Below are 16,920 nucleotides of genomic sequence, written 5' to 3'. Positions count from 1 at the left end.
GGTGAACAGAGGGCGAACGCCACGATCCGTCCGGTTACTCTCCGATACCGGAAAGCCCGTCCCTGCCCGGTTTCCACACCGCCACCACGGACGGCCGCGGCTGGCTGCCACCGCCATCAGGCCAGTGCGAGACCGGCTTGTCCGCGCTCGCCCCGTCCACCTCGCCGGGATGCTGCACACAGACGGTGACCACCTGGTCGCCGATCACCGGCCCGCAGGTCTCCGCGCCGTGCGGAACGGTGAGGAAGAGCTTGCAGTGACCACGTTCCCTACCCTCCAGCGGAACCACGTACAGCCCGTCGTTGATGCCCAGCGCACCGGCCGAGTCGGTGGAGATCCACAGGTTCCCGTGGGAGTCGAAGGCCACGTTGTCCGGGCTGGAGATCGGGCTGACCTGGTCCTTCGGGAAACCCGCGAAATAGGTGTCCGGCGCCGCCGGGTCACCGCAGACCAGCAGCAGCCGCCAGGAGAACCTGGTGGCCAGCGCGTCTCCGTGCCACTCTTCGAACTCCAGCACCTGCCCGTGCTTGTTGTTGTTGCGCGGGTTCGGTTCGGTGGCGCCTTCCTTGCCCGCGTTGCCCCGCTCCACGTTGTTGCTCAGCGCGCAGTAGATCCGGCCGGTCCGCGGATGCGCCTGGATGTCCTCCGGACGGTCCATCTTGGTCGCGCCCGCCTTGTCCGCCGCCTCGCGGGTGTAGACGTAGACCTCCTCCGCGGTCATGCCCGGCACGAAGGACCGTTTCCCGGCGGCCAGCGGGATCCATTCGCCGACGCCGTCGAACTCGCCGTCCGACGGCAGCTTCCCGGTGCCGTCGATCTCGGCCGCCGGGCTGTCCCCGGTGAACCTGCCGACGTACAGCGTGCCTTCGTCGAGCAGCGTCATGTTGTGCCGGCGGGCCGCCTTGCTGTCCCCGCGCTTCATCTTCTTGGTGGAGATGAACTTGTAGATGTATTCGAAGCGCTCGTCGTCGCCGGAGTAGGCGACCACCCGCCCGTCCCCGGCCACCCGCACGTTCGCGCACTCGTGCTTGAACCGGCCGAGCGCGGTGTGCTTGACCGGGGTGGAGTGCGGGTCCTCCGGGTCCAGCTCCACGACCCAGCCGAACCGGTTCGCCTCGTTCGGCTCCCTCGCCAGGTCGAACCGCGGGTCGAACCGCTCCCACTTGCGGACCGTCTCGGTGCCCTTGATGCCGTAGCGGGCGAGCCTGGCGCGCACCGCGGGATCCGGCACCAGCTCGGCGTTGCCGAAGTACTGGTTGATGTTCTCCTCGCCGGAAAGAATGGTGCCCCACGGGGTGATCCCGCCGGCGCAGTTGTTCATGGTGCCGAAGACCTTGGTACCGCTGGGATCCGCCGAGGTCCGGAGCAGCTCGCCGCCCGCCGCCGGGCCGCGCACCTCGAACTCGGTGTGCAGCGTGATCCGCCGGTTGTACCGGGAGAACTTCGGCGTCAGCCCGCCCGAACGACGGTCCCGCTCCACCTGCACCACGGACAGGCCGTGCGCCGCCCAGGCGATCTTCACCTGTTCCTCGGTCGGGTTCCGCTCGTCGTAGCCGAAGAACATGGACGACTCGGTGGTGTACTCGTGGTTGGTCACCAGCAGCGAGCGCAGCCCGTGGCGGTCCAGCGGGAGCAGGGCCGCGAAGTCGTTGTTGAAGCCGAACTGCTTCGCCTGCGCTTCGGCGGTCTGGTTCGCGAAATCGAACTCCGGTGCGTCCGGGAAGAGCGGGTCGCCCCAGCGGATCACGATCGCCTGCCGGTAGCCCTCCGGCACCACCACGGCGTCCAGGGTGTTCGGCGTGACCGGGGTGAAGTCCGTGCCGGGGGCGGGTTTGCCCGGCCGGGTGGGCTGGGCAGCGGCCACTCCGCCGCCGAGCGTTGCTCCCGCGATGGCCACCACCGCACCGGCCCGCAGCACACCGCGCCGGCTGAGCACCTCGGTCACCACGTCCGCGAAGTACCGGTTGCCCGAAGGGTTCGGCGGTTCGTGCGCACAGGCGTCACCGCACTTGTACTTGCAGGTGAGCGACGCGCGGCTCGGGGCGTGCGCGGTGAGCAGCGGCAGCATTTTCCTGGCGACCAACGTCGGACCTCCCAGTTCGGAGGTCCGACGTTAAGCCAATCGTCCCGGGATGGGAATACCCGACGTTTGCCTGCCATTTACCGGAAGTTCAGAACTCCTCGCCGACCAGCGCGGCCTCGGCCGGTACCCGGTGCGGGTCGCCGGCGCGGGTCCGCAGCGACAGCAGCCCACCGGCCAGCACGCAGAGCACGGCGGCCGCCACGAACGGCGCCCGCGGCGAGCCGAACCACTCGGCGACATGCCCCACCAGGGTCGCCGCCACCGCGCCGCCCAGCCAGCGGCAGAAGTTGTAGCCCGCGCTGGCCACCGGCCGCGGCGCGTCGCTGATCGACATCGCGGTACCGGTGAACAGGGTGTTCAGCAGCCCGGAGACCAGCCCGCTGAGCACGATCGCGACCACCAGCACCGGCTTGGCCGGCACCACCATGACCATCATCAGCAAGGCGTAGCCGAACACCGAGAGCGCGGCGGCGTGCCGTTCACCGAGCCGGCCGGCCAGCTTCGGCGCCAGCACCACCCCGGCCACCGCGACGCAGAGACCCCAGCCGCAGAACACCAGGCCGACCGCGATCGCGTTCCACTCCAGCACGAACGGGGACCAGGCGAGCACGGTGAAGAAGGCGGCGGTGTAGAGCGCGGACCCGATCGACGTGCGCAGCAGGCCGGTGTGCCGGAGCGCGCGCAACGGGTCGAGCAGCCTGATCGGTGCACGCTTCTCCCTCGCGTCACCGGAGAGGAAGACCGCGCACAGCACCAGCGCGCCGGCCATCAGCACCGCGGTGCCAACGAACGGACCACGCCAGGAGATGCTGCCGAGCAGCGCGCCCAGCAGCGGGCCGACCGCCAGGCCGACCCCGAGCGCCGCCTCGTAAAGCAGGATCGCGCCCGACTGCCCGCCGGTGGCCGCGCCGACGATCACCGACAGCGCGGTCGCGATGAAGAAGGCGTTGCCGAGGCCCCATACCGCGCGCAGGCCGACCAGCTGCTCGATCGAACCGGCCGCCGCGCACAACGCGGTCGCCAGCACGATCAGGGTGAGCCCGGTCAGCACGGTCCGCTTGGCGCCGAACCGCGCGCTCGCCGCGCCGGTGACCAGCATGGCGATCACCTGCACGCCGAGATAGGACGAGAACAGCAGGGTGACCTCGGACGGGGTCGCGTGCAGCCCTTCGGCGATGGACAGCAGGATCGGGTCGACCAGGCCGATGCCCATGAACGCGATCACCGCGGCGAAGGCGGTGATCCACACCTGCTTCGGCTGCCCCTTCACCGCGTCCAGCAGGCTCGAATGACTTTCAGCGCTCATCGCCGATCAATTCCTCCTTCGGTTTCACAGTCGGATCCACGGGGTCCACGGTGGGGTCCAATAGCCGCCGCAGCGCGGGAAGCGCCGCCTCGATGGCGTCCCGTTCGGCCGGGTCGAGCCGGGTCAGCCGCTCGCGCAGGAACTCCTCCCGCGCCGCCACGAGCTCCTGGTAGAAACGCGCGCCCTCCTCGGTGACCCGGACCAGTACCGCGCGGCGGTCGTCCGGATCGGGCGCGCGGCGCACCAGCCCGAGCCGTTCCAGCCTGGCCACCACGTCGGTCATCGACGGCAGCTTCACGCCCTCGAACTCGGCCAGCGCGGTCATCCGCCGCGGCCCGCCGCGCATCAGCTCGGCGAGCACCGAGCCCTGGGTGAGGGTGAGCCGCAGCTGCGGCGTCTGCCGGCGCACCACGTAGTACAGCCGGAACACCAACGGCCGCAGTTCACCCGCCAGTTCGCCCACTCCGGAAATCACTTAGCTACCCTAACAATATTTACTTAGCCTGTCGAAGTAATTTGCCGCACAGGTAGCGTGCGGGGCATGGACGCGGTGGTTTTCGACCTGGACGGGGTGCTGGTCGACTCCGAACAGACCTGGGACGAGGTGCGCCGGGCGGTGGTCGCCGAGCACGGCGGCAGCTGGCGGCCGGAGGCGACCAGGGCGCAGCAGGGGATGAGCACCCCGGAATGGGCGCGATACCTGGTCGAAGAACTCGGCGCGCGGCTGACCCCGGAGCGGATCGCCGAGGTGGTGGTGGACCGGATGGCCGAGCGCTACTCCGGTGGCCCGCCGGTGCTGCCGGGCGCAGCGGAGGTCGTGCGCGCGGTCGGCGAGCGGTACCCGGTGGCCATCGCCAGCTCGTCACCACCGGTACTGATCAAGGCTTTCCTGGACGCCACCGGGCTGACCGGCCTGGTCCGGGTGGCGCTGTCCAGCGAGCAGGTCGCGGCCGGCAAACCGGCGCCGGACGTCTACCTCGAAGCGGCCGGCCGGCTGGGCGTGCCGGCGACGGCCTGTGCGGCGGTGGAGGACAGCACGAACGGGCTGCGCTCGGCGAAAGCCGCCGGGATGACCGTCTACGCGGTGCCGAACCCGCACTTCCCGCCGGACCCCTCGGCCCTAGCCGAAGCCGACACCGTCCTCACGCACATCCGCGACCTCCCCACCACCCTCGGCATCCCCAGCGCTTGAAATGCAGCGAAGGCCACCTTGCCTGCATCCAACGCAGGCAAGGTGGCCTTCGCTGCACCTTGGAGGAGAAAGCTAGCGGTCGAGTTCGCCGCGGATGAACTTGTCGATGGAGTCGCGGGCGGTGGAGTCGTCGTACTGCTCCGGCGGCGACTTCATGAAGTACGAGGACGCGGACAGGATCGGCCCGCCGATGCCGCGGTCCAGCGCGATCTTCGCGGCACGCACCGCGTCGATGATGATGCCGGCCGAGTTCGGCGAGTCCCACACCTCGAGCTTGTACTCCATGTTCAACGGCACGTCACCGAAGGCGCGACCCTCGAGCCGGACGTAGGCCCACTTCCGGTCGTCCAGCCACTGCACGTAGTCGGACGGGCCGATGTGCACGTTGCCCTTGCCGAGGTCGCGGTCCACCTGCGAGGTCACCGACTGGGTCTTGGAGATCTTCTTCGACTCCAGGCGCTCCAGTTCCTTCATGTTCAGGAAGTCCATGTTGCCGCCCACGTTCAGCTGCATGGTGCGGTCGAGCTGGACACCGCGGTCCTCGAACAGCCTGGCCAGCACGCGGTGCGTGATGGTGGCGCCGACCTGCGACTTGATGTCGTCGCCCACGATCGGCACGCCGGCCTCGGTGAACTTGGCGGCCCACTCCGGGTCGGAGGCGATGAACACCGGCAGCGCGTTGACGAACGCGACCCCCGCGTCGATGGCGGCCTGCGCGTAGAACTTGTCCGCCTCCTCCGAGCCAACCGGCAGGTAGGCGACCAGCACGTCCACTTCGGCCGCGCGCAGCGCCGCGGCCACGTCCACCGGCTTCTCGTCGGACTCCTCGATGGTCTCGCGGTAGAACCGGCCGAGCCCGTCGAAGGTGTGCCCGCGCTGCACGGTGACCCCGGCCGGCGGCACGTCGGCGATCTTGATCGTGTTGTTCTCGCTGGCCACGATGGCCTCGGACAGGTCGCGGCCGACCTTCTTGGCGTCCACGTCGAAAGCGGCGACGAACTCGATGTCACGCACGTGGTACTGACCGAACTGCACGTGCATCAAGCCCGGCACGCGCGCGCCGGGGTCGGCGTCGCGGTAGTACTCCACGCCCTGCACCAGCGACGCTGCACAATTGCCGACGCCAACGATGGCCACCCGAACGCTGCGGCGGTGCTCGCCCATGCCGGTTTCTCCTTCAACTCGTTTGTCTGTGATGTAGGTGACGCCGAATCGCGGCGGCTCAGGTCGACTCGCCGCGTTGCTCGGCTTGCTCGTGCGCGATCAGCTCGTTGAGCCAGCGCACCTCTCGCTCGCTGCTCTCCAGGCCGAGCCGATGCAGCTCCCGGGTGTAGCGATCGATCTTCTCCTCGGCCCTGGCCATGGCCGCGCGAAGACCTTCACGCCGTTCCTCCACCCGGCGGCGCCGACCTTCCAATATGCGCATCCTGACGTCGGCCGGTGTCCTGGAGAAAAACGCCAGGTGCACACCGAAGCCTTCGTCGTCCCAGGTCTGCGGGCCGGCATCGGCCAGCAGTTCGGCGAAACGTTCCTTGCCCTCGGCCGTGAGCTTGTACACCCGCCGGGCCCGCCGGGTGTACGGCCTGCTCTGCGGCCGGCCTGGCTCGCCCGCCTCGTCCAGCTCTTCGACGATGAAGTCGGCTCGTTGCAACCGGCGCAGCGTCGGGTACAGCGAGCCGTAGGAGAACGTGCGAAACATGCCAAGCGTGTCGTGCAGCCGTTTCCGCAGCACATAGCCGTGCATGGGGGCCTCATGCAGCAGCCCGAGTACCGCGAACTCCAGCACGACGCACCCCCTTCCGGGAACAAACGGCCGCGTCAGGCGTTGCCATGGATCTGCCTGCCGACTCTCGCAACCTACCGGCCGAGTATATCGCGCCGATACATCGAAGTGGTGTACGTAACCTTTCAGCCGACCGTCCGAGTGAACGAATTACCCCCTGAAGTTCACCGGAGTGTTATGGAAAAGCCGGCGTGTCGCGAGACGGCCGGCGATCACTAGGCAGAACGGCTCATGGCAGCCCTACTCCGGGCACGTACTCTGTCAGCGTGCGAAACCAGCGGCAGGTCGTGGACTACGCGTTGCAGCGTCGTGCGCTGCTCGCCGGCGTCTATGCCGGCCGAGTCGGCACGTCGGACGTCTGCGACGCCAGTCCGTACCTGCTCCGAGCTGCGAAGTTCCACGGTGAACCGACCGAGGCGAGCTGCCCGCTGTGCCGCAAGGAGGCACTCACCCTGGTCTCCTGGGTGTACGGCGACGAGCTCAAGCACGCGGCCGGTTCGGCCAGGACCCGTGACGAACTCGCCAGGATGGCCAACCTCTTCGGGGAGTTCACCGTCTACGTGGTGGAGGTGTGCCGATCTTGCAGCTGGAACCACCTGGTGCAGTCGTACGTCCTGGGCACGGGAACACCGCAGCGCCCTACCAAGAGGACCGCGGGGCAGTGACGGTAGCCAACGGTGCGCACAGGCGCACGACTCTTGACCGCAGAACGACGTACCCCGGTGCGCCGGTCTGGGAGGCTCATTCGTGAACGACCATCGCAACCGCTCCTGGCCAGGCCAGGAGCCTGATCAACACCGTCGCGCCCAATGGCCGACCGGCGACGAGCAGTACGCGCCCCAGTGGCCGTCCGGTGACGAGCCGCCCCGCCGGCCGCGGCAGGCAGCACCCCCGGCGCCGCAGGCACCCCAGTGGCCCGGCGGCGAGGACGCCGGCCCCGGCTGGCCCACCGGCGGCGACCCGGACCTGCGCCCACCGGCAAGGCCCCGGCAGCCACCGCCCGGCCGCCCGATGGGCCCGCCGCCCGGCACCCCGCCGCGCGGCGGCTACCGGCAGCCACCGCCCCCGATGCCGCCTCCCGTGCAGCCGCCGCAATCCCCGCCGCCCCCGCCGCCCCCGCCGCGGCGGCCGATGGTGGAGCAGCCGACCGGCATGATCGGCCAGCGGCTCGGCCCGACCGACCGCGAACCCGAGCTGCTCACGCACCACGAGCACAACGGCACCGGGCCGAACGACCGTTTCGACGACCGCTACGACAGCCGTGTCGACAACGACGGGTACGACGACGGTTATGGTTATGACGACTGGCATTCCGGCGAGCAGGCCAGGTTCAACGAATTCGGCGCGGACGACCAAGATGACCCGGCCGACGCAGCCGGTGACGGGAAGGGCGGCAAGAACAAGCCCCCGCTGACCCCCGCGCAGCGCAAGAAGCGCCGCTGGCGGCGGGTCCGCCGCACGCTGTACGTGCTGGTCGGGCTGTTCGTGGTGCTGCCGGCGCTGGCGTTCACCATCATGTACTTCTTCGTGGACGTGCCCACCCCGGAAGAGGTCGCCGCCCAGCAGAACCAGGTGGTCACCTTCAACTACGCGGACGGCTCGGAAATGGGCAAGGTGGCGCCGCAGGGCGGCAACCGCCAGATCATGAAGCCGAACGAGATCCCGGACGTGGTCAAGCACGCGGTCTACGCGGCGGAGGACTCGAGCTTCGAGACGAACCCCGGCTTCGACATCATGGGCATCCTGGGCGCGGTCAAGAACCAGCTCACCGGCGGTACCGGTGGTGGCTCGACCATTTCCCAGCAGTACATCAAGAAGGCCACCGAGAACGAGGACGCCACGATCACCCGTAAGGCGACCGAGCTGGTGAAGGCCTTCAAGATGAACAACGAGCAGTCCAAGTCGGACATCATCACGGCCTACCTGAACACCATCTACTTCGGCCGTGGCGCGTACGGGGTCCAGACCGCTTCGCAGGCGTACTTCGGCAAGAACGTGCAGGACATCGGCCCGTCCGAGGCCGCACTGCTGGCCGGCATGATCCAGGGTCCCGGCAAGTCCGAGAACATGGAGTACGCCAACCGCCGCTGGACCTACGTGATGGACCAGATGGTGCAGAACAACTGGCTGGCCAAGGCGGACCGCGCGGCGGCCCAGTTCCCCGCGATGATCTCCGCCGAGGACGCCAAGCCGCAGTCGATGAAGGGCCCGAACGCGCAGATCCAGAAGCGGATCCTGGCCGAGCTCGAGGCGCAGGGCTACCCGGAGGAGAAGGTCCAGGCCGGCGGCTACGTCATCCAGACCACCATCGACCCCAAGGCGCAGCAGCTCGCGGTGGAGACGGTGGACGAGGTGATGAAGGGCCAGGACGGCCAGAAGGTCGACCTCAAGGAGGCGCTGGTCGCCGTCGATCCGAAGACCGGCGGAATCGTCGCCTACTACGGCGGGCCCAACACCAAGGAAGACGCCAGGGACGGGGCGAACACCCCGCGCAGCCCCGGTTCCTCCTACAAGCCGTTCGACCTGGTCGCGTTGCTGCAGCGCGGAAAGGGACTCGGCGAGACGTACGAGGGCATGGCGGGCAAGCGGTTCGGCCCGCCGGGGTTCCAGACCCAGCCGATCAACAACGTGGACAACTGCGACAGCCCGAAGTGCACGGTCGCCGAGGGCATGGAGAAGTCGGTGAACTCCGTGTTCGTGGACATGGTGGTCAACGACCTCAAGGTGCCCGCGGTGATCGACGCGGCGCAGGCGGCCGGCATCCCGGAGAAGCACGGCAACGTGCCGTCGATGGTGCAGGGCGACTACAACGTCGCGATCGGCGGTGGCCAGACCTCGGTCACCACCGAGGACATGGCCGGCGCCTACGCCACCTTCGCCGCCGACGGCATGCGCCGGCAGCAACACTTCGTGGCCAAGGTGACCAAGCCGGACGGCGAAGTCGTGCTGGAGACGCCCACCGAAGCGAAGCCGGCTTTCTCGGACACCCCCGAGCAGAGCAAGCAGATCGCCGGGAACGTCACCAGGTCCCTGCAGCCGGTGATCACCCACTCGAAGCTGCGCTGCGCGAACGGGCACGAGTGCGCCGGCAAGACCGGTACCCAGCAGGCCGACGACAGCAAGGACAACAACCAGGCCTGGATGGCCGGCTACACCCCGTCGATCTCGGTCGCGTCCTGGGTGGGCACCTACGGGGGCCCGAAGGAAGTGATCCGCGACAAGAAGACCGGCAAGTCGATCTACGGCAGCGGGCTGCCGGCGCAGCTCTGGCAGAAGTTCATGGACGGCTACCTGAAGGGCAAGCCGAACGAGAAGTTCGCGGACGTCAAGATGATCGGCAAGGCGCCGGCGAAGGAGGCACCGCCGTCCAGCTCGCAGCGGCCGCCACCGAGCAGCACGCCCAACCAGTCGTCGGAGACCTCCACCCCGGAGACGTCCACGCCGGAGACCTCGACCCCGGAGACCTCCACCTCCGAGACCGGCAGGCCGACCACCGGCCTGCCCGGCTGGCCGATCGGCGGCAACAACGGCGGCAACAACGGAAATGGCGGCAACCGGGGCAACGAGAGCGGCGGCGGCGCCTTCTTCTCCAGACCCCCGGACGACAACTAGCCCTGGCCCCAGTCCCTTAAGGCCACCTTTGCTACCTCTGAGGTAGCAAAGGTGGCCTTAAGGGCTTTCAGGGCAGGGTGACGACAGAGCGGGTAAGGGCGGAAGTGCGGGCGGCTTCGATGACGCGAAGGGTCGCCACCGAGCCGGCCGGGTCCACCGGGAAAGCGCCCTTGCCGAGCAGCGCGTCCCGCACCTCGGCGTAGAAACGTTCGTAGCAACCGGTTTCGGTGGGCACGCGCTCGGTGTGCGAGCCCGCGCCGAGCACCCCGGAGTCGGACTCCGGCTCCACGCCCCAGCCGGGGTCGCCCGGCCGCTTTCCGGCGAGCACCTGCGGCTCCTGCACGTCCAGCCCGTACTTGGTGAAGGTCGCCCGGTCGCCGAGCACTCGGAACCGCGGGTTGAGCGTGCCGGCCAGCGCGGAAGCCCACAGGTGCGAGCGCACCCCGTTTTCGTGGTGCAGCGCGACGAAGGTGTCGTCGTCCACCTGCACTCCCGGCCGCCGCCGGTCGAGCTCCGCGTACACCTCGGCCACCGGGCCGAACAGTTGCAGCGCCTGGTCGACGATATGCGCGCCGAGGTCGTAGAGCAGGCCGCCGGCCTCGGCCGGGTCGCCGTGCTCGCGCCAGTTGTCGCGCGGTTCCGGCCGCCAGCGGTCGTAGCGCGACTCGAACCGGAACACCTCGCCGAGCCGTCCGGCGGCCAGCAGTGCGCGCACCGTGCGGAAGTCCGAGTCGAACCGGCGGTTCTGGAACACGGTCAGCCCGGTGCCGGCCGCCTCGGCGGCGTGCAGCACGCGTTCGGCCTCGGCGGCGGTTGGCGCGAACGGCTTGTCCACCACCACCGCCTTGCCCGCCTCGATGGCGCGCAGGGCCAGCGGCACATGGGTGCGGTTCGGCGTGCTCACCACCACCAGGTCCGCCGGACCGGCCGTGTCATCGAAGACCTGCCCGGCGTCGGCGACCACCTCGGCCTCCGGGTAGTCCGCCCTGGCCTGCCCGGCCCGCTCGGGGTTCCCGGTGACGATGGTGGCCACGGTCAGTCCCGGGGTGGCGGCCACCAGCGGGGCGTGGAAGACCCGGCCGCCGATGCCGTATCCGAGGATGGCCACCCGAAGGTCCGCAGCAGTCATACGGCCAATTAAACAACACTTTTGATTAATAGGCTACCCGGTGGCAGGCTGAGCCGGGTGGAGAGAGCGACCGGGGTGAACCTGCGCGGCCTGCGCCGGCGCAACAGCGCGTTGCTGCTCGGCGAGATCCGCCGGGCCGGCGGGCTGAGCCGGATCGAGTTGGCCGCGCGCAGCGGGCTCACCCAGCAGGCCGTCTCGAAGATCGTGCCGGCACTGCTGGCGGCCGGAGTGCTCACCGAACAGCGGCAGCCGGCCGCGGGCGTCGGCAAACCGCGGACACGACTGACGATCAGGGCCGACGCGCGCAGTGCGATCGGCGTGCAGCTGGACCGCGACGAGGTGCACGCGGTCCGCACCGACCTGCTCGGCGACGTGCAGGCCCGCGCCTCCATCGCGCTGCCACGCGGCTACTCCCCGGCCGAAGCGGTGTCCGCAATCGGCGAGTGCGCGCACCGGCTGCACGGGGACGGCCTGCTCGGCATCGGGGTCGGCGCGCTCGGCCCGCTGGACCACCGGACCGGCGTGCTGCGCGACGCGACCAACCTGCCCGGTTGGCGCGAGGTTCCGCTGCGGGACCGACTCACCGAAGCCGTCGGGCTGCCGGTGCTGCTGGACAAGGACTCCAACGCGGCCGCCTTCGCGCACGGCTGGCGCGCGGACGGGCCGGTGCCGGCCACCGCGGTGGTGCTGGCCGGCACCGGGATCGGCGCCGGGCTGCTGATCGACGGCTCGGTCTACCGAGGGCCGCGCACGAACGCGGGCGAGTTCGGGCACACCACCCTCGCCTTCGACGGCCCGCGCTGCGCCTGCGGCCGGCGCGGCTGCGTCGAGGTGCTGCACAACGCGGCCGCCGGCCGCGGCGATCCGGCGGAGGCGGCCCGGCTGCTCGGCATCGGCCTCGCCGATCTGGTGCAGGTGCTCGACCTGGAACGGATCGTGCTGGCCGGCCGGGCGGTGCGCGGCGCACCGGAGCTGTACCGCGACTCGGTCGCGGCGCGGCTCGGCGAACTCCTGCCGTCGCCGCACTGGCAGCGGGTGCGGCTCGACCTGGACGAACTCGGCCGGGACCTGGTGGCCGCAGGAGCCGCCGCCGAGGTGCTCGCCGGGTTCTACGAGGACGCCGCCGAGCCCGGGTGACCGGCGGCTCACCTCGCGTTCGCGGGGACACGGATACCATCCGGCCGTGTCCAGCCCGACCGAACACACCACGAACCGGCCGGCGCCGGTGTCGCTGTCCACCCGGCAGCGCATCGCTCCGAGCCTCGAAGAGCCCTTCATCGCCGGGGCTTCCGGTCCGCTCGGCGGGCCGCTCGGGGAACACGCGACCATCGGCAGACACTGGTTCTGGACACCGCTGCGGGTCTGCCTGATGCTCGCGGTACTGACCCTGACGCTGAGCTGGTTCGGCAAGGCCGCCTGCATCCAGCAGTTCACCAACGACCAGGGCGAGGCCGAGCTGGACTGGCGGTCCGGGCGGCCGTACGTGGCGATGTGCTACTCCGACATCGTGCCGCTCTACGGCGCGGAACGGCTGAACAACCCGGACACCTTCCCGTACGCCACCAAGTGGGTGGAGAACGAGGGCACCCCGCAGGCGCAGGAGCGCTACATGGAATACCCGGTGCTGACCGGGCTTTTCCAGTGGGTGAACGCGAAGCTGACGCACGGCTGGCTGTCCATCGCCGACACCGGCTGGCTGCCCGGCGCGCTGCCGGTGGCGGTGTACTTCAACATCACCGCGTTCTTCCTCGCGCTCGCCTGGCTGGTCACCGTGTGGGCGGTGGCCAGAACCATGCGCCGCAGACCTTGGGACGCCGCGCTGGTGGCCGTATCACCGCTGGTGCTGGTGCACGCGTTCACCAACTTCGACACCATTTCCGCCGCCTTCGCCGCGGCCGGGGTGCTCGCCTGGTCGAGACGGAAACCGGCGTTGGCCGGGCTGCTGATCGGGCTCGGTGCGGCGGCGAAGCTCTATCCGTTGTTCCTGCTCGGCCCGTTGCTGGTGCTCTGCCTGCGGGCCGGGAAGCTCCGCGAGTGGGGCAAGGCGGCCGCCGCCGCGGTCGGTATCTGGCTGACGGTGAACCTGCCGATCGCGGTGAACCTGCCGGACGGCTGGGGCGAGTTCTTCCGGCTCAACACCGAACGCCCGATGGACCCGGACTCGCTGTACAACGTGATCTCGTACTTCTCCGGCTGGTCAGGTTTCGACGGGGTGCTCGGCACCGGCGAGACACCGACCGCGCTGAACATCGTCAGCGCGCTGTTGTTCCTGCTCTGCTGCGCGGGAATCGGCTACGTCGGGCTCACCGCGCCGGTCCGGCCGCGGCTCGGCCAGCTCGGTTTCCTGGTGGTCGCCGCGTTCCTGCTGACCAACAAGGTGTGGAGCCCGCAGTACTCGCTGTGGCTGGTACCGCTGGCGGTGCTGGCGGTGCCGCGCTGGAAACCGCTGCTCGGCTGGATGGTGCTGGACGCGCTGGTCTGGGCGCCGCGGATGTTCTACTACCTCGGCGAAAGCGGCAAGGGCCTGCCGGAGGGCTGGTTCCTCGGCACCGTGGTGGCGCGCGACCTGGCCGTGCTCGGGCTGTGCGCGCTGGTCGTCCGCGAGATCTACGCCCCGGCCAAGGACCTGGTCCGGGTGGCCGGCGACGACGACCCCGCGGGCGGAGTGCTGGACCGCGCCCCCGACGTCTTCGTGCTCAAACCCTTCACCCGCCGCCCTTCTCCACGCGACCCTGCGGAGACGAGGCGGTAACGGCGGGTTTGGCGGCGAGGAAGGCGAAGAACAGCGCGGCCAGCAGGGCGGCCCGGCCCCAGACGCCGATCATCACGGCCTGCGCGGCGAAACCGTCGTAGATGCCGCCCTTGCCGGTGGTCTGGATCGCCGAGTACCAGCGGAAAATCCCGATGCCCATCGCCAGGTCCGCGACAAAATAAGCGAACACCCAGGTGAGCCGGATCCGCAGCAGCACGAAGAAGGGCAGCAGCCACAGCGTGTACTGCGGGGAATGCACCTTGTGCAGCAACAGAAAACCGCACAGCATCGCGGCCGAGACGGCGAGCACCGGGTAGCTGCCTTCACGTCGGTAGCGCTGCCAGCCGAGCACGCAGGCCAGCACGAACGACGCCAGCACCAACACCGGTGATGCCACCCCGACCAGGTCCTGGAAACCGGTGTCGTCGGTGTCGGAGTCCGGCCGGAACGCCCAGAACCACACCGAGTTCGTGGTCAGGTCCACCGCGCGGTCGGCCTGGAACCGGAAGGACGCCCACCAGCCGTCGAACCCGGCCAGCGCGAACGGCAGGTTCACCGCCAGCGCGGTACCCGCCGCCGCACCCAGCACCCGCAGCGCACCGCGCACATCTCTGCCTGCTCTGCTGCCGTCACCGCCGGTCAGCACGTACAAGGCGAGCGGGGGCACGAAAATGGCCGGATACAGCTTCAGCGCGAACCCGGCGCCGAGCAGCACCGCGGCCCAGGTCGCCCGCCGGCGCAGGGTGCCGTTCGAAGTCAGCAGCACGGCGAACGCGGCTACCGTGGCGGCCGCCGCGGCCAGGTCCCAGTTGTGGAACGCGTAGAGCACCAGCGGCGGCCCGATCGCCCACAACAACGCGCGCCAGCCGGCCATCCGGCCCAGCAACCAGGCGGTGAGCAGGCCGAACGGCGCCAGCAGGATGGCGGACAGCGACAGGAAACCGGCGTCCGTGTTCGCGAAGGCCGCGCCCGCCCAGATCAGCATCCCGGTCAGCACCGGGTATTCGACGGTGCCGCCGACCAGCCTGCCCTGCTCGTTGAGGCCGCCGTCGACATAGGGGAAAGCATGCTTGTCGACGTCGCGGCCCAGCCACAGGTGCTGGATGTCGGAGTAGCAGACGTCGGCGTTGCCGCGCTGCCCGTAGTCCGGTGCGCTCCGGCCGTGCTCGTCGAAGAACGGGCCGGTGCACCGGTCCTTGTTCGCGAAACCGAGCGCCAAGGTCAGCCCGCAGAGCAGCGTCAGCACCAGCAGCGCGCCGGTGGTGAGCCGCCTGGTCACCGCGCGAGTGCCTCGCGGACGAACTTGATGTCGGCGGCCTGCCCCTCGGCCGGGGTTTCCACCACCACCGGCGCACCCGCCTCCTTCGCCACCGCGACCAGCTGTTCCGGGTCGATGGTGCCGTCACCGCCGATGACGTTCGCGTGCCGGTCGCGGGTGGAGCCGAACTCGTCGCGGGAGTTGTTCAGGTGCACCAGATCGATCCGGCCGGTGATGGACCTGACCCGGCCGACCGCGTCGTCCAGGTCCCAGCCCGCCGCGAAGGCGTGGCAGGTGTCCAGGCAGAACCCGGCGCCGAACTCGCCGACGTACTCCCACAGCCTGGCGATCATGTCCAGCTCGCGGGTCATCGCGTTGTCCCCGCCCGCGGTGTTCTCGATCAGGATCGGCACGTCGAACCCGCCATGGTCGGCCTGGCGCTCGAACAGCTTGCGCCAGTTCTCCAGTCCCTTCACCGGATCCTCGTCCTTGCGCACATGCCCGCCGTGCACGACCAGGCCCTTCGCGCCGACCGTCGCCGCGGCCTTCGCGTGCTGTGCGACGCCCTTCCTGGACGGGATCCGGATCCGGTTGTTCAGCGACGCCACGTTCAGCACGTATGGCGAGTGGATGAACACCTCGACGTCGGAGTCCAGCAGCTCCTCGGTCTGCGGATGCGCGACCGGGACCTTCCAGCCCTGCGGATCGGCGAGGAAGAACTGCACCACCTCCCCGTCGCGGTCGCGGGCGGCGGCTAGCGGGTCGTCGTCTCGGACATGTGCACCGATCTGCATTCGCATCAGGGTAGTGGAGTGAATTTGCGCGGTTGTGGCCATCGCGGTGACGCTGGTGGAGTACCGTGGGCGCGTTCCGTGAGCCGTACTGGGCCAAATGCCGGAGGGCAAACGCATGGGGAAGCACGTCACCCGCAACAAGCAGGGAATCGCACTGGGTTTCGCCGCGGCGTTCTCCGCCGCGATGATCTTCCCCGCCTCCGCCGCTCCCGGCCCGGATCCGGCACTGCACGGCGACTGCGCGGCCACCCTGCACGACAAGGACGGCAAGCCGCTCACCCTCGACGCGGGCGCGCTGCTCGGGCAGCCCGGTCAGCTCGACGTCGGCCTCGGCAGCGAGTCCGCCGGTGGTGGCGAGGACGGCAAGCCGCTGCTGTCGCTGCCGGTGTCCGACACCGTGGACGCGCTCGGCGTGAACAAGGTGCCGGTGGTCAACGACGCCACCACCGGCGTCTGCGAGGTCGCCAAGCCCACCGTGAACGGCCTGAGCGATGGCTTGCAGAACCTGACCCCGGACGACAACCAGCCCGCGCCTCCCGGCGACGAGCCGAAGCCGCCCACACCGCCGACACCCACACCGCCCCCGGACAACGGCACTCCGATTCCGCCGGGTGAGAACCCTCCTGGCGAGATCCCGCCGGGCGGTGACGATTCGCTCGGCCCGGTGGTCGGCGGGACCGACGGCTCGGTCGAGCCGATCATCGCGTCCTTCCCGTTCCCCGGCGCGGCCATCGCCCCGCTGCCCCCGCTGCCGCCGGCGGTGGTGGCCCCCGGCGTGGTGCCGCCCGCCGTGGCACCCGGGGTCGGCGTGCCGGAGCAGCCGCCGACGGTGATCGCGCAGGACTCCGGCTCCGCGGAGGCACTGCCCGCGCCGATGAACGCGCAGGACCGGCTGCCGCTGCTGCTGGCCGTGCTCGCGCTGGCCATCGTGGCCGCCGCGCTGGTGCGTTCCTGGATGCGCGGCCGGACCAACTAAAACCGCGACGCAGAGTGACCAACGTTTCCACCCGT

Annotated in this window: 14 protein-coding genes; 6 read left to right on the top strand and 8 right to left on the bottom strand. The window is 69.9% G+C overall.

The annotated features are described in order from the left end of the window. Nucleotides 1-34: 34 nt before the first annotated feature. The 3 genes from AMYNI_RS0116635 to AMYNI_RS0116625 all read right to left on the bottom strand — a co-directional run bounded on the left by AMYNI_RS0116635 (nt 35) and on the right by AMYNI_RS0116625 (nt 3,864). Complete coding sequence (locus AMYNI_RS0116635) at nt 35-2,068, bottom strand: PhoX family protein (RefSeq protein ID WP_020669153.1); 2,034 nt, start codon at nt 2,066-2,068, stop codon at nt 35-37. A 103-nt stretch (nt 2,069-2,171) separates the two neighbouring features. Beyond that, nucleotides 2,172-3,389 carry an MFS transporter gene (locus AMYNI_RS0116630; protein WP_020669152.1) on the bottom strand — a complete coding sequence of 406 codons (1,218 nt, stop codon included), beginning with the start codon at nt 3,387-3,389 and terminating at the stop codon, nt 2,172-2,174. Further along, the gene (locus AMYNI_RS0116625) at nt 3,379-3,864 is read right to left on the bottom strand and encodes a MarR family winged helix-turn-helix transcriptional regulator (protein ID WP_026360545.1); all 486 of its coding nucleotides are present in this window, start codon (nt 3,862-3,864) and stop codon (nt 3,379-3,381) included. The genes AMYNI_RS0116630 and AMYNI_RS0116625 overlap by 11 nt, the downstream gene beginning before the upstream one ends. Before the next feature lie 66 nt (nt 3,865-3,930). Here AMYNI_RS0116625 and AMYNI_RS0116620 point away from each other — a divergent pair, with 66 nt between their 5' ends. Further along, nucleotides 3,931-4,581, top strand: coding sequence for an HAD family hydrolase (locus AMYNI_RS0116620; protein ID WP_020669150.1), 651 nt, complete (start codon nt 3,931-3,933; stop codon nt 4,579-4,581). A gap of 72 nt (nt 4,582-4,653) precedes the next feature. Here the strand turns inward: AMYNI_RS0116620 and AMYNI_RS0116615 are convergent, their stop codons facing one another. Together AMYNI_RS0116615 and AMYNI_RS0116610 are read right to left on the bottom strand one after the other, a co-directional pair. Beyond that, nucleotides 4,654-5,745: an inositol-3-phosphate synthase gene (locus tag AMYNI_RS0116615; RefSeq protein WP_020669149.1), complete on the bottom strand. Its 1,092-nt coding sequence runs from the start codon at nt 5,743-5,745 to the stop codon at nt 4,654-4,656. A gap of 58 nt (nt 5,746-5,803) precedes the next feature. Beyond that, complete coding sequence (locus tag AMYNI_RS0116610) at nt 5,804-6,367, bottom strand: PadR family transcriptional regulator (protein ID WP_020669148.1); 564 nt, start codon at nt 6,365-6,367, stop codon at nt 5,804-5,806. 263 nt (nt 6,368-6,630) lie between these two features. Here AMYNI_RS0116610 and AMYNI_RS0116605 point away from each other — a divergent pair, with 263 nt between their 5' ends. Together AMYNI_RS0116605 and AMYNI_RS0116600 are read left to right on the top strand one after the other, a co-directional pair. Continuing rightward, nucleotides 6,631-7,029 carry a DUF5318 domain-containing protein gene (locus tag AMYNI_RS0116605; protein WP_020669147.1) on the top strand — a complete coding sequence of 133 codons (399 nt, stop codon included), beginning with the start codon at nt 6,631-6,633 and terminating at the stop codon, nt 7,027-7,029. A 466-nt stretch (nt 7,030-7,495) separates the two neighbouring features. Further along, nucleotides 7,496-9,976 (top strand): transglycosylase domain-containing protein, encoded by a 2,481-nt coding sequence (locus tag AMYNI_RS0116600; RefSeq protein ID WP_425387947.1) that lies wholly within the window; start codon nt 7,496-7,498, stop codon nt 9,974-9,976. Nucleotides 9,977-10,043: 67 nt separating this feature from the next. Here the strand turns inward: AMYNI_RS0116600 and AMYNI_RS0116595 are convergent, their stop codons facing one another. Next, nucleotides 10,044-11,105, bottom strand: coding sequence for a Gfo/Idh/MocA family protein (locus AMYNI_RS0116595; RefSeq protein ID WP_157357374.1), 1,062 nt, complete (start codon nt 11,103-11,105; stop codon nt 10,044-10,046). Nucleotides 11,106-11,162: 57 nt separating this feature from the next. On the opposite strand from AMYNI_RS0116595, the gene AMYNI_RS0116590 reads away from it, so the two are divergent. Next, nucleotides 11,163-12,242: an ROK family transcriptional regulator gene (locus AMYNI_RS0116590; protein ID WP_040405778.1), complete on the top strand. Its 1,080-nt coding sequence runs from the start codon at nt 11,163-11,165 to the stop codon at nt 12,240-12,242. Between the two features lie 46 nt (nt 12,243-12,288). Next, entirely contained in the window at nt 12,289-13,857 is a 1,569-nt protein-coding gene (locus AMYNI_RS0116585) for a glycosyltransferase family 87 protein (RefSeq protein WP_020669143.1), read from the top strand. Here the strand turns inward: AMYNI_RS0116585 and AMYNI_RS44700 are convergent. Then, the gene (locus AMYNI_RS44700; RefSeq protein ID WP_020669142.1) at nt 13,811-15,136 is read right to left on the bottom strand and encodes a glycosyltransferase family 87 protein; all 1,326 of its coding nucleotides are present in this window, start codon (nt 15,134-15,136) and stop codon (nt 13,811-13,813) included. The two genes, AMYNI_RS0116585 and AMYNI_RS44700, sit on opposite strands and share 47 nt — an antisense overlap. Then, nucleotides 15,133-15,909 (bottom strand): deoxyribonuclease IV, encoded by a 777-nt coding sequence (locus AMYNI_RS0116575; protein WP_020669141.1) that lies wholly within the window; start codon nt 15,907-15,909, stop codon nt 15,133-15,135. The genes AMYNI_RS44700 and AMYNI_RS0116575 overlap by 4 nt, the downstream gene beginning before the upstream one ends. A 115-nt stretch (nt 15,910-16,024) precedes the next feature. On the opposite strand from AMYNI_RS0116575, the gene AMYNI_RS0116570 reads away from it, so the two are divergent. Beyond that, the gene (locus AMYNI_RS0116570; protein ID WP_026360544.1) at nt 16,025-16,885 is read left to right on the top strand and encodes a hypothetical protein; all 861 of its coding nucleotides are present in this window, start codon (nt 16,025-16,027) and stop codon (nt 16,883-16,885) included. Nucleotides 16,886-16,920: the final 35 nt, after the last annotated feature.

It is taken from the genome of Amycolatopsis nigrescens CSC17Ta-90 (assembly GCF_000384315.1).
GTDB lineage: Bacteria > Actinomycetota > Actinomycetes > Mycobacteriales > Pseudonocardiaceae > Amycolatopsis > Amycolatopsis nigrescens.
This window is presented reverse-complemented; position numbering and strand designations above follow the sequence as displayed.